The organism is Psychromonas arctica (assembly GCF_038155225.1).
Lineage (GTDB): Bacteria > Pseudomonadota > Gammaproteobacteria > Enterobacterales > Psychromonadaceae > Psychromonas > Psychromonas arctica_B.
The window spans coordinates 1-14220 of record NZ_JBAKBA010000052.1 but is presented as its reverse complement, the minus strand read 5'-3'; the positions used below and the strand labels follow the sequence as shown (position 1 = coordinate 14220).

General features: G+C 36.0%; 11 protein-coding genes. 9 read left to right on the top strand and 2 right to left on the bottom strand.

The features are described from left to right. Positions 1-65 precede the first annotated feature (65 nt). The 8 genes from ybaK (at position 66) to V6255_RS16250 (ending at position 10718) form a co-directional block, all read left to right on the top strand. Positions 66-527 (top strand): Cys-tRNA(Pro) deacylase, encoded by a 462-nt coding sequence (gene ybaK / locus V6255_RS16285; protein ID WP_341629098.1) that lies wholly within the window; start codon positions 66-68, stop codon positions 525-527. 372 nt (positions 528-899) lie between these two features. Continuing rightward, a complete protein-coding gene (locus V6255_RS16280) occupies positions 900-1523 on the top strand; it encodes a MarC family protein (RefSeq protein WP_160062592.1) in 624 nt (207 codons plus the stop codon). An 888-nt stretch (positions 1524-2411) separates the two neighbouring features. Continuing rightward, positions 2412-3719: a trigger factor gene (gene tig / locus V6255_RS16275; RefSeq protein WP_341629097.1), complete on the top strand. Its 1308-nt coding sequence runs from the start codon at positions 2412-2414 to the stop codon at positions 3717-3719. A gap of 114 nt (positions 3720-3833) precedes the next feature. Further along, a complete protein-coding gene (gene clpP, locus V6255_RS16270) occupies positions 3834-4457 on the top strand; it encodes an ATP-dependent Clp endopeptidase proteolytic subunit ClpP (protein WP_298940054.1) in 624 nt (207 codons plus the stop codon). Between the two features lie 18 nt (positions 4458-4475). Further along, positions 4476-5768, top strand: a complete 1293-nt coding sequence (clpX, locus tag V6255_RS16265; protein WP_341629096.1) for an ATP-dependent protease ATP-binding subunit ClpX — start codon at positions 4476-4478, stop codon at positions 5766-5768. A gap of 186 nt (positions 5769-5954) precedes the next feature. Then, positions 5955-8312 carry an endopeptidase La gene (gene lon / locus V6255_RS16260; protein WP_341629095.1) on the top strand — a complete coding sequence of 786 codons (2358 nt, stop codon included), beginning with the start codon at positions 5955-5957 and terminating at the stop codon, positions 8310-8312. Positions 8313-8465: 153 nt separating this feature from the next. Further along, on the top strand, positions 8466-8741 hold the full coding sequence (locus V6255_RS16255) for an HU family DNA-binding protein (protein WP_025565236.1): 276 nt from the start codon (positions 8466-8468) through the stop codon (positions 8739-8741). Positions 8742-8819: 78 nt separating this feature from the next. After that, positions 8820-10718 (top strand): SurA N-terminal domain-containing protein, encoded by a 1899-nt coding sequence (locus V6255_RS16250; RefSeq protein WP_341629094.1) that lies wholly within the window; start codon positions 8820-8822, stop codon positions 10716-10718. 139 nt (positions 10719-10857) lie between these two features. On the opposite strand, the gene V6255_RS16245 is transcribed toward V6255_RS16250, so the two are convergent. After that, positions 10858-11454: a thymidine kinase gene (locus V6255_RS16245; protein ID WP_341629093.1), complete on the bottom strand. Its 597-nt coding sequence runs from the start codon at positions 11452-11454 to the stop codon at positions 10858-10860. A gap of 203 nt (positions 11455-11657) precedes the next feature. Between V6255_RS16245 and V6255_RS16240 the strand changes: the two genes are divergently transcribed. Next, entirely contained in the window at positions 11658-12299 is a 642-nt protein-coding gene (locus V6255_RS16240) for a DsbA family protein (protein ID WP_341629092.1), read from the top strand. Between the two features lie 170 nt (positions 12300-12469). Here the strand turns inward: V6255_RS16240 and gltX are convergent, their stop codons facing one another. Further along, a complete protein-coding gene (gene gltX, locus V6255_RS16235; protein WP_341629091.1) occupies positions 12470-13894 on the bottom strand; it encodes a glutamate--tRNA ligase in 1425 nt (474 codons plus the stop codon). Positions 13895-14220: the final 326 nt, after the last annotated feature.

The following is a 14220-nucleotide window of genomic DNA, read 5'->3' as shown; positions in this document are numbered from 1 at the left end:
TAAGCATTAAACAGTCGTTCATTAGGTAAATGAAAGTAGATTTAAAATAAAGGTAAATACAGATTATGACACCTGCGATTAAAGTAGCTGAAAAACATAAAATCACATTTAAGGTTCATCAATATAAACATGATAAAAAGCATGCATCTTATGGTTTAGAAGCTGCTGAGAAAATGAATGTCGATGCAGAGCAAGTGTTTAAAACTTTAGTGGTTGAAGTTGATAAGCAGTTAGTCGTGGCGGTTTTACCTGTTACGGAGCAGTTAAATTTGAAAGCTGTCGCATCGGCTTTGAAAGGCAAAAAAGCACAAATGGCTGATAAAAATGATGTGTTACGCTCTTCAGGTTATGTTTTAGGTGGCGTGAGTCCGTTAGGGCAAAAGAAGCGCTTAACAACCTTGATTGATAGTACGGCAACGGACCATCCAGACATTTATGTCAGCGCGGGTAAAAGAGGCTTGGAAATACAATTAAAAGCGCAAGACCTTGCTGATATATTATCTGCTGAGTTTGTTGCTTTAACATAGCAATAAAAGATAGTAATAAAACATAGTAAAAAATTTCAATTAGTCTTTATGTCGTTTTGGCAATTGAAATACTGACATTTAGTTATTTTAAGTTGTGCACTTATTATCTGAATCAAAGTGTTTTAATGGTGATTGTTATATCGAAATAAAATATTTTAAATTTTATTTATTAAAGTCCCTCTATATTTATTTTATATCAGTTGTTTAAATACCAAAGTGGTGGTTTTTTTATGATTTTAATCATAAACCGATCATCGAAAATTAGTTTTTTGTAAAATAGTTCAGATCTTATAAATCACTCTGTGTTAGCATCGCGCTGAAAATTCCTAGTCGTGAATTTAAGCCACTTTTATACTGTTAATGAGATTGCAAATGGAACACTTTTTTACCTTATATTTAAAACTATTCTTTATGATGACACCCTTTTTTGTGTTGTCTGTTTTCCTGATCTTAGGCAAAAAATTAAGTTCATCTGAAAAGAAGAAAGTGATTTTAAAATTGAGCGTGACTGTGGTGATTATTAGCTTAGTTTTTCTTGTTTTTGGGCAGTATATTTTCAGCTTATTTGGTATTACTTTAGATGCATTTAAAATCGGCGCCGGTACTGTATTATTTTTAAGTGCATTGGAAATGATTAAAGGCGGAACCGAAGTGCCAGAAGGCCCTGAAAACACTATTAAGCGTAGCGCTGACTTTGCGATAGTGCCGTTGGCCATTCCCGTCACTGTTGGTCCAGGCTTAATTGGTATTTTAATGGTAATGGGAGCAGAATTAAACGGTGTGATGGATACGGTGATTGTTTGTTTATCATTGTTTGCTGCTGTTGCCTCATTAGCTATTGTTTTACTGTTTTCAAGTAAAATACAACGTCTACTTGGTCAGCAGGGTTTAGAAGTATTACCAAAAATAACAGGTTTATTCGTATCGGCTATTGGTGCACAAATTGTATTCTCAGGCATTCAAGGCTTTTTTGTTGAGTCGCTATTACTTCACTAAATAGCAATTAATGACATCACTGGTGTTTATAAAACCACACTAGTGATTATTTTTCATAATATACCCGTTAGCGTTCATGGTGCTTTGTTCAGTCGTTAACTTGCACTCCAAATCAAGGCGCAACTTGATGATAATGACTAGTTCTTATCAAAGGTTGCAACGCAATGTTGGTTTTTAAGCTAACGGACCAGAGGAAAAGCAGTGAAATAAACATCTTCGTTGTTAGAAAGTGTCAATTTAACCCGTTAGATCTTTTACTTTTTGCCTGTCATCTGCTCACTTTATTAATTATTGATTATTGATTATTGATTATTGAATGGTAACGGGTATATATAAATGCACCTACATAAGTATCCAATCTACAATAGCCTTATTAAAACAAACAATCTGCCATTAATGTTATGTCACTGTTTGTTGTTACCTTTTAGCATAAACATTTTGATATTTACTTATCTACTAAAGCTCAAGCCATTTTGTGTGCTTTATAGTCATTTTTGTTTAATACTTTATTACTTTTTTTTACTTTAGCATTTCATTCTTAAATAAAAATCGTTTAATTATCAACCAATGCGATTATGGTTAATGAAATAATCGCGTTTATTTTTGTTAAAAATTAAACGTTAATTGTACGAAATAGAGACGGATCTACAAAAATAGAGCTTGCATGTCGTTTTTCCTACGGACTGCCTATCGACTAACGCTATAACAGTGTCTATAATGGCGCGTCTTAAATTTCACCATAGAAATTACAAACTAATTTTTAATTAAGGTGTCATTTTTATAATGCGGTAGTCCAAGCAAATACACCTTAGTGATGAAAGTGAACGAAAAAAACAACACTTTTTATCAGTAAAAACAATTTTTAACGTAAAAGATAAAGGAAATAAAATGCAAGTTTCTGTTGAATCTACACAAGGTCTAGAGCGCGTATTAACAATTACTGTTGCCGCTGAAGCATTTGATAAAGAATTTGATGCTCGTCTACGTCATCTATCTAAAACACAACGTGTTGATGGCTTCCGTCCTGGTAAAGTACCTGCATCAGTTATAGCGAAGCGTTTTGGTGCTGCTGTTGAACAAGAAGTTGGCGGCGAAATCATGCAACGCAACTTTTACGAAGCAATCGTAGCTGAAAAATTAAACCCAGCTGGTGCGCCTGCTGTTGCTCCTCTTGCTCGCAAGAAAGGTGAAGATTTCGTTTTCACTGCAACATTTGAAGTTTACCCAGAAGTAGCATTAACAGCATTAGACTCTTTAGCTGTAGATACTGTTGCAACAACAATTGAAGATGCTGACTTAGATAACATGTTAGTTACACTACAAAAGCAACACGCTGAATGGAAAGACGTAGCACGTGACTCAAAAAATGATGACCAAGTAACGGTTGATTTTGAAGGTTCTATCGACGGTGAAGTTTTCGAAGGCGGTAAAGCTGAAGATTTCCAAATCGTACTAGGTAGTGAGCGTATGATTCCTGGTTTTGAAACAGGCATCGTTGGTAAAAAAGCAGGTGAAGAGTTCAACATCGATGTAACTTTCCCTGAAGATTACCATGCAGAAGAATTGAAAGGTAAAGTTGCACAGTTTAGAATCAACTTAACGAAAGTTGAAGAGCAAATCTTACCTGAGTTAACTGAAGAATTTGTTAAAAAATTCGGCGTTGAAAGCGGTGATTTAGCAGCACTTAAAGAAGACGTTAAGAAAAACATGCAACGTGAACTTGACCAAGTATTGAAAAATACTGCGAAAGACAACGTATTAACTGCATTAGTTGAAAATAACGAAATCGAAGTGCCTAAAGCATTGGTAGATGGCGAAGTTAACGTTTTACGTAAACAAGCTATGGAACGTTACGGTAAGCAAATGGATCCAAATAACTTACCAGAATTACCTGCTGAATTATTTACTGAACAAGCTGAAAAGCGCGTTAAAGTAGGTCTTTTACTAGGTGAAGTAATTAAAGTTAACGAATTAAAAGTTGACCAAGATAAAGTTGCTTCTCTAATTGAAAATGCGGCTTCTGCTTACGAAAATCCTGCTGAAGTTGTTGAGTACTACAAAAACAACAAAGAGCTAATGCAAAACATGGAAAATGTTGCATTAGAAGAGCAAGCAGTTGATTTTATCATTGAAAAAGCTAAAGTAACTGAAGTGAACAAATCTTTCGACGAAGTGATGAATAAACCTGCTGCTTAATAGTTTATTAAACTATTAATTCAATTGGTTATGCATTTTAATGGCTCGAGTGATTTCACTCGGGCCATTTTCATTTTTAGTACATATAATAAAAACAAATAATTAGGATGGAATATGACCAACCCATTTGCTGGAAATACGGAACAAATCAGTAACGCGCTTATCCCTATGGTTGTTGAACAAACAGCAAAAGGTGAGCGTTCATATGATATCTATTCTCGACTACTAAAAGAGCGTGTTATCTTTTTAACGGGTCCTGTTGAAGATCACATGGCGAATCTGATATCGGCGCAATTATTGTTCTTAGAGTCAGAAAGCACAGAAAAAGATATTTATATTTATATTAATTCTCCAGGTGGTTCAATTAGTGCTGGTATGGCAATTTACGATACTATGCAGTTTATTAAACCTGATGTAAGCACTATCTGTATGGGAATGGCGGCAAGTATGGGCGCATTCTTATTAGCAAGTGGTGCAGAAGGTAAGCGTCACGTTTTACCTAATGCTAAGGTTATGATTCACCAACCATTAGGTGGTTTCCAAGGTCAAGCGTCTGATTTTGAAATCCATGCTAAAGAAATTATTGCAACAAAACAGCGTATGAATGAATTATTAGCATTCCATACGGGTAAAGATATTGAAGTTATTGCACGTGATACAGACCGTGATAACTTTATGCGTGCTCAAGAAGCGGTTGATTATGGTATTGTCGACTCAGTATTGACTCGTAGAATATAATTAAGGATATCGATAATTATGTCGGATAAAAACAACAATGATGCTGATAACAGCCTATTGTATTGTTCGTTCTGTGGTAAAAGTCAGCATGAAGTTAAAAAGCTAATTGCAGGACCTTCTGTCTATATTTGTAACGAGTGTGTTGATCTTTGTGATGACATCATTAAAGAAGAAATTGCAGAGCTTACAAGTACTGTTGAAACGAATAACAGCAAGAAAAAATTACCTACACCACATGAGATTCGTGCTTCATTAGATGATTATGTTATCGGCCAAGATTTAGCGAAAAAAGTGCTATCTGTGGCTGTTTATAATCACTATAAACGTTTGAAGCATGGTGATGTTGCAGATGGTGTTGAATTAAGTAAATCTAACATTTTGTTAATTGGTCCAACGGGTAGTGGTAAAACATTACTTGCTGAAACCATGGCAAGGTTATTAGATGTACCTTTCACTATGGCTGATGCAACAACATTGACTGAAGCGGGTTATGTTGGTGAAGATGTTGAAAATATTATTCAGAAACTATTACAGAAATGTGATTACGATCCTGAGAAAGCGCAACGCGGTATCATCTATATTGATGAAATCGATAAAATTACGCGTAAATCTGAGAATCCATCAATTACACGTGATGTATCTGGTGAAGGTGTTCAACAAGCTTTACTAAAACTCATTGAAGGTACCGTTGCTTCTATTCCGCCACAAGGTGGGCGTAAGCATCCAAACCAAGAGTTTATTCAAGTTGATACGTCTAAGATATTATTTATCTGTGGTGGTGCTTTCTCTGGTTTAGATAGCATTATTGAACAACGTATTGACACGGGTGCTGGTATTGGTTTTGGCGCAACGGTTAAAGATAAAGACAACAAAGATTCGTTGAGCGATACGTTCAAGAAAGTTGAACCTCAAGATTTAGCAAAATACGGTTTGATTCCTGAATTTATTGGTCGTTTGCCTGTTGTTGCAACATTAACTGAATTAGATGAAGAAGCATTAGTTGAAATTTTAACTGCACCTAAAAATGCAATTACTAAACAATATGCTGCTTTATTTGGCTTAGAAGATGTAGAACTTGAGTTCCGCCCAGAAGCATTAACGGCGATGGCTAAGAAAGCAATGAGTCGTAAAACCGGTGCGCGTGGTTTACGTTCTATTGTTGAAGCTGTCTTGCTAGACACGATGTATGACTTACCTTCTGTTGAAAATGTAAGCAAAGTAGTGGTTGATGAGAATGTTATTTTAGGTGACGCATCGCCATTGTTAATTTATTCAGAAGAAGAAAATAAACTCGTATCGTCTGATAAATAAGCAATTAATCGTTATATAATAAAAAAGAGAGCTTTATGCTCTCTTTTTTTGTTTAAATACTTGAAAAAAAACAAAGCATCCCCAGTATTAAACTAACTTAAAATATTTGTATCATCAGTTAATTAATGAAGTTTAAAGACTGATGACTATTAATGAATTAATTTTCAATTCTTTTCCGGAGACAATATGAAATTAGAAACAGATCAACTGTTGACGTTACCTGTCTTACCACTTCGTGATGTTGTCGTTTATCCGCATATGGTTATTCCATTATTTGTTGGCAGAAAAAAATCTATTAGCTGCCTAGAAGCTGCGATGGAGCAGGGTAAAAAAGTATTATTAGTTGCACAAACTGAAGCTTCTTTAGACGATCCTAAAATAGAAGATTTATACACGGTTGGTACAGTTGCTAATATTTTACAACTATTAAAACTACCTGACGGTACTGTAAAAGTATTAGTTGAAGGTGTACAACGTGCGAACATTATTCGTAATATCGAAAACGAAGAGTACTTCTTTTCAGAGATTGAGCTGTTAGAAAGTGAGGCCGTTGATGATAAAGAAGAAGAAGCACTTATTCGAAGTGTATTAGGGCAGTTTGAATCTTATATTAAACTTAATAAAAAGATTCCACCTGAAGTACTTGCCTCGGTTAATGGTATCGATGAACCAGAACGTCTTGCGGATACGATTGCTGCACATATGCCATTAAGTTTAGAAGATAAACAAACGGCACTAGAACTTACGAATGTTACAGAACGTTTTGAATACCTGATGGGTATGATGGAAAATGAAGAAGATATTCTAAAAGTTGAAAAGCGCATTCGTAGCCGTGTTAAAAAGCAGATGGAACGCAGCCAACGTGAGTATTACCTTAACGAGCAAATGAAAGCGATTCAAAAAGAGTTAGGTGATAGCGAAGAAGGGCAAAGCGATCTTGATCAATTAGCCGATAAGATCGAAGCTGCTGGCATGTCTGAAGAAGCGAAAGAAAAAGCATTATCTGAGCTTAAAAAGTTAAAAATGATGTCGCCAATGTCATCAGAAGCAAGCGTTATTCGTACTTATATTGAAAGCTTAGTCAATGTGCCTTGGAAGAAGCGTAGTCCTGTTAAAAAGAACTTAGCAAAAGCACAAGAAATATTAGACGAAGATCATTACGGTCTTGAAAAAGTGAAAGAACGTATCTTAGAGTATTTAGCCGTTCAAACACGTATTAATAAACTAAAAGGTCCTATCTTATGTTTAGTGGGCCCTCCTGGTGTTGGTAAAACATCTTTAGGTCAATCTATCGCGCGTTCTACAGGTCGTAAATATGTTCGTATGGCATTGGGTGGCGTTCGTGATGAAGCTGAGATCCGTGGGCATCGTCGTACTTACATTGGTTCATTGCCTGGTAAACTTATTCAGAAAATGACTAAAGTAGGCGTTAAAAACCCATTATTCTTATTAGATGAAATTGATAAAATGGCATCTGATATGCGTGGTGATCCCGCTTCTGCTTTATTAGAAGTATTAGACCCAGAACAAAATAACAGTTTTAATGACCATTATCTTGAAGTTGATTATGATTTGTCTGACGTCATGTTTGTTGCAACGTCAAACTCAATGAATATTCCTGGTCCATTATTAGACCGTATGGAAGTGATTCATTTATCGGGTTATACAGAAGATGAAAAACTTAACATTGCTAATGGCCATTTATTAAGTAAACAAATTAAGCGTAATGGTTTAAAAGAATCTGAAATATCAATTGATGATAGCGCTATTATCGGTATTGTTCGTTACTACACGCGTGAAGCTGGCGTTCGTGCTTTAGAACGTGAGATTTCTAAGATTTGTCGTAAAGTAGTGAAAGATATTTTATTAGACAAAAAGCTGAAAAAAATAGATGTCACTATTGATAATTTGAAAGATTATTTAGGTGTTCGTCGCTATGACTTTGGTAAAGCTGATTCTGCAAATCAAGTGGGTCAAGTGACAGGGCTTGCATGGACATCAGTTGGTGGTGATTTATTAACTATCGAAGCGACCTCTGTACCGGGTAAAGGTAAGTTAACTTATACTGGTTCATTAGGCGATGTAATGAAAGAGTCTATTCAAGCTGCAATGACGGTCGTACGTGCAAAAGCAGAAGAATGGCGTATCAATAGCGACTTCCATGAGAAACGTGATATTCATGTGCACGTTCCTGAGGGCGCTACACCTAAAGATGGACCGAGTGCCGGTGCAGCAATGTGTACCGTCCTAATATCGAGCTTAACGGGCATTCCTGTACGTGCTGATGTGGCCATGACAGGTGAAATTACACTACGTGGTGAAGTGCTACCTATTGGTGGATTGAAAGAGAAATTACTCGCTGCGCGACGTGGCGGTATTAAAACTGTATTGATTCCATTTGAAAATACGCGTGACTTAGAGGAAATCCCTGATAATATTAAGGACCAACTCGAAATTAAGCCAGTACGTTGGATAGATGAAGTACTAGAAATCGCCTTACAAGATAGTATTAAAGGTTTTTCTGTTGGAAAAACCGACAAATAGGTGATTAATCGCATACAATCTGGGCTAGCTACCTAATTTTATTGAAATTTACTTGCTTGAATTTGAATACCGCAGTAGCCTAGCTCAAGTTTTTTACTATGTGCCATTCAAAATTAAAATAGCACCAATTTATTATAGACAGGGGATTTACAAATGAATAAAGGACAATTAATCGATAACATCGCAGAAAGCGCAGATATCTCTAAAGCTGCTGCTGGTCGTGCATTAGATGCATTCATCGATAGTGTAACTACTGCTTTAGTTGAAGGCGACAGCGTATCTCTAATCGGTTTTGGTGCTTTCTCAGTTAAAGAACGTGCTGCTCGTACAGGTCGTAACCCACAAACTAATGAACCAATTCAAATCGCAGCTGCTAAAGTACCTGCATTTAAAGCTGGTAAATCATTAAAAGATGCTATTAACGTTTAATCGTTTTTGTAGCACCGTTATGCATTAAGCGCGTCCTATGATGCGCTTTTTTGTTTTTAGTCTTAAAGAGTAAATATTATGTTAGAAAGATTACGCGAAGGCTCTCAAGGAGTCGTTGCTAAAAGTATTTTGATTGTCATCATACTTTCTTTTGCGTTAGCAGGGGTGAGTGGTTATTTAGGGACTACATCTGAAAATGCTGCGGTTACTGTTAACGGTGAAGCTATTTCGCAACAAAGTGTTGAACAAGCTTATCAAAATGAAAGAGCACGCTTACAACAGCAATATGGCGAACAATTTGATTTAATTGCTTCAAGTCCAAATTTTGCACAACAGGTTCGTTTTCAAGCAACACAAACATTAATTACTGAACGTTTGATTGCACAAGCTGTTGCAGAAATGGGATTACGTGTTGGCGATGAACAAGTAAAAGAAGCGATTCGTAACACACCAGATTTCCAAGTTGATGGTAAATTTGATAACAACTTATACTTATCCTTGTTACGTAACAATAATTTATCTCCATCGCAATTTAGTGAAAACTTCAAAACTGACTTAGTTCGCATTCAATTATTAGAAACATTAGTTGGCAGTGAGTTTGTTTTACCATCTGAAGTCGATCAAGCAAGCAAACTTCAAGGTCAAAAACGTGTTGCACGTATCTTGAATATAAAAAGCGATGACTTTCTTACTAGTGAAGCTGTAACGCCTGAAGAAGTTGAAGCTTTTTATGCCGATAACAGTGAGTTATACCAAGATGAAGAACAAGTTAATATTGAGTATGTTTTACTTGATGCGGCATCATTAACATCGGAAGTCACTGTAAGCGATGCAGATATCCAAGCTTATTACGAACAACATGAAAGTGATTACCAACGTCAAGAGCGTCGTAAAGTTGCTCATATCTTCATCCAAGGTGATTCAGCTGCTTCAAAAGAAAAAGCAGAAGCTATTTTAGCTGAAGTTAAAGCTGGTGCTGATTTCGCTGAACTAGCGAAAACTAAATCAGAAGATGTTTATTCTGCTAAAAACAACGGTGAGCTAGATTGGTTTGAACGTGGAGTGATGGATCCTGCATTTGATAAAAGTGCGTTCACATTAACTTCTGCAGACCCTGTTTCTGATATTGTTAAATCAGAATTTGGTTCTCACATCATCAAATTAATTGAAGCACAAGAAACTGAAACATTGCCTTTAAGCGAAGTTAAGTCGCAAATTGAAGTTGCGTTAAAAGCTGAAAAAACTAAAGAGCTATACGACAACTTATATCAACGTCTCAGTGAAGTTGCATTTGAATCTCCAGATAGTTTAGAAGAAGCTTCTGCTGAGGTTGCTGTTGATATACAAACAAGTGGTTTGTTTTCAGTTAACAATGCACCAGAGGCATTGAATGATAGTAAAGTGCTTAATCAAGTATTTGATGAAAACTTCCGTAGTGAAGGTTTGAACTCTGAAGTTATTGAATTGAGTGATGCTCAAGCTATTGTTGTTCATATTAAAGATCATAAAGATGCTGCAACTAAACCATTAGCTGAAGTTTCTGAACAAATTACATTACAGCTTGAAGAACAAAAATCAGCTGAAGCGGCAAAACAGTTTGTTGATTCTTTAATGGTTAAATTAGCTGCTGGTGAGTCAATTGATAGTGAGTTAGCTGATAAAGGTATTTCTTTCACTTCTCCGCTGACGCTTGCTCGTTATAGTCGTGATTACGATACACAAGTGATTCAACGTTTATTCCAATTAGCAAAACCTGAAGCTGATAAAGTAACACGAGATTACGTTGTGACTGCACAAAATGATTTTGCGTTGATTGAGCTGTCTGAGGTTATTGAACTTGATGTGAGCACTGCGAATGAGCAAACTAAAACGCAATTAACAACAATGTTAGAGCGCAGTACTTCTGAAGCAACTTATCAAGCATTGGTTACTAACCTATTAGCAAATGCAGACATTGAATATAATGTTGGTAATTAGTTAAAGTAGGTAATAAGTGTAAATTTATTAAGCGGCTCATTGAGCCGCTTTTTTTATGTTTATTTTTGTGATCTTTAAACTTAGAGGTTTTAGCTGGATAGTTGTAATAGAAAAAGGCTTAAAGTTTGATTAGCATGTTTTATCGGAGTTCTTCTTCACTATCCCAGAAGACTTTACGGAAGTGTTTACGGCAGACAGAAACATAGGTTTCATTACCACCAATCTCAACTTGTGCGCCTTCCTGTATCGCTTGACCATTTTCATCCATACGCAATATCATATTTGCTTTACGCCCACAGTGACAAATTGTTTTTAACTCTACTAATTTATCAGCCCAAGCAAGTAAATATTGGCTACCAGGGAAAAGTTCACCTTGGAAATCAGTTTTAATACCGTAACATAAGACTGGAATACCGAGTATATCAACTACGTAAGTTAACTGCCTAACTTGCTGTTTACTTAAAAATTGTGATTCATCAATTAGGATACAGTGTTGTTTTTGTTGTTGATGAATGTTGCCAATCATTTCTGCTAAATCGTCTGTGTCTGAGAAAATATGTGCATCACTTTCAATACCAATACGTGATGACACTTTACCTACACCTGAACGGTTATCTATTGCTGCAGTGAGCACAAATGTATTCATACCGCGTTCACGATAGTTATAAGATGATTGTAAAAGAGAGGTCGATTTACCTGCATTCATTGCTGAGTAATAAAAATAGAGTTGTGCCAAAATGTGATCCTATAATCAATATCATTAATAACCCTATGTATCCATTGAAAAAAAGTTTTTATGGATAGTAGGGCGTATAGCTTATGATAGCATTACCAAATAGCATTTTATGTTAATCCTTGCCCATAGATAGTTTTTATATCAATTTAATTTAACGGGAAGGTCTTGTTTTAAGCATGAGATTAATACTTAAGGAATGAATGATGAGTAAACCTATATTATATTACGTATATGACCCTATGTGCAGCTGGTGTTGGGGATACCGAGATAGCTGGCTGAAGTTGTCGACTAAGTTAACTGAGCTAGCAGCAGAACATCCATTAGAAATTCGTTATCAACTAGGTGGATTAGCACCAGATTCTGATGTTGTGATGCCAACTGATTTACAACAAACATTACAAAATATCTGGCGCAATATTCATGCGCAGTTAGGTACTCAATTTAACTTTGATTTTTGGACTGAATGTAAACCACAGCGTTCAACGTATCCAGCTTGTCGTGCTTGTTTGATTGCAAGAACGGAAAATAAAGAAAAAGAGATGTTATTTGCTATTCAACAAGGTTATTACTTACAGGCAAAAAATCCTTCTTTAACGGATGTGTTAGCTGAGTTAGCTGAGGGCATTGGGTTCAATAAAGCCTGGTTTAAACAGCAATTAGATGATGATGCGGTTAATAAACAGTTGTTCGAAGAAATTAATACAAGTCGACAATTACCTATTCAGGGCTTTCCTTCGTTAGTTTTGTCAATTGATGGGAAAAATATACCATTAGCATTAGAGTATTTAGATTGGCAGAAAACCTATTCTAAAATTGTTGAAATGCTTCAGTTGGTATCAAAGTAATATCGAATAGATTGGATCTATAACTCTGCTTTGATAAGCCTATACATCAACAATGTAAATATAAAAAGCCCAGTATGAAAAGAATATAGATTCGATTCATACTGGGCTTTTTAGTTACTACCATTTAGTAGAGTCACTAAATAATAGTAATATCACTAAAATAATGTTACCTATGCTGCATTTTCACGTGCTTCGATAAATTCAATTGCACGTTTGATGCGCTGTACGCTACGTTCTTTACCAATTAATGCAAGTGTTACGTCAAGTGAAGGAGACTGTCCTGCGCCTGTAATAGCGACACGTAATGGCATACCTACTTTACCCATGCCTACTTCTAATTCAGTTGCTGTATCTTCAATTACTTGATGTAAGTTTTCAATTGACCAATCATCAGTTGCTTGTAGTTTACTTTGTACTAATACTAATGCTTCTTTCGCTACTGGACGTAAATGTTTTTTCGCTGCTGTTGCATCAAATTCTTCGTATTCTTCATAGAAGTAACGACTAGAAGTGGCTAACTCAATTAATGTTTTAGCGCGTTCAGCTAATGCCGTTACAACTTCTGTTAACGCTGGACCATTAGTGATATCGATATTTTGTTGATCCATGTGCCATTGTAAATAGCCTGCAACGTATTCTGGATCTGATGTTTTGATGTAATGGTTATTTAACCATAATAGTTTTTCAGTGTTAAATGCAGAAGCTGATTTGCTAACATTCTCTAATTTGAATAGGTCAATCATTTCTTGTTCTGAAAATACTTCTTGGTCGCCATGTGACCAACCTAAACGTACTAAGTAGTTATTTAATGCGTTTGGTAAGTAACCTTCATCACGATATTGCATTACCGAAACAGCGCCGTGACGTTTAGATAGTTTTGCACCATCATCACCCAAAATCATTGAACAATGTGCAAAAGAGGGAATTGGTGCGCCTAATGCTTCATAGATATTGATTTGGCGTGGTGTATTGTTGATGTGATCTTCACCACGCACAACATTAGTAATGCCCATATCCCAGTCATCTACAACAACACAGAAATTATAAGTAGGAGAGCCGTCACTACGACGAATGATCAGATCATCTAATTGTTCGTTAGCTATTTCGATTTTACCGCGGATCTCATCAACAAAAACAACACTGCCTTGTTTTGGGTTACGGAAACGAATTACGCAAGCTTGATCTTCTGTTGCTGCTTCATTAACGGCAACAATTTTAGGATGGTTTGCATCGTAACGCGCCATCTCTTTATTCGCTTCTTGTTCAGCACGAATTTCATCAAGTAGTGTTTTTGGTGCATAACACTTATAAGCTTTATCTTCTGCTAATAATTTATCAACCATTTCATTATAACGATCGAAACGCTTAGTTTGGTAGTATGGACCTTCATCCCAATCTAATCCTAACCACTTCATACCTTCTAATATTGCATCAACCGCTTCTTGAGTAGAACGTTCGATATCGGTATCTTCAATACGTAAAACGAATTGACCACCTTTACTTTTAGCATGTAACCATGAATATAGTGCAGTACGTGCACCACCAACGTGTAAATAGCCAGTTGGGCTAGGGGCAAAACGTGTTTTAACTGTCATTAAATAGCTTCCTTATAATACGGCTTGAAGAATAGTGTCCGTATTTTAACGAAACCCCATCTAATTACATTAACTATTTATCGAGAAGCCGTATTTGCTTCATAAAAGGTATGAAATCTTAAATAATAAGCATTTATTGTTTACCCTTTGAGCAGTTAAACAAAAAACAACAATTTTATTCAAAAATGGCTTGACTGAAAAAAGTCGATCCCTATAATACGCCCCACAAACAACGGCATTCGATTTAATGTTTTTGTTAGTAAATAGTAATATGGGCGATTAGCTCAGTTGGGAGAGCATCGCCCTTACAAGGCGAGGGTCACTGG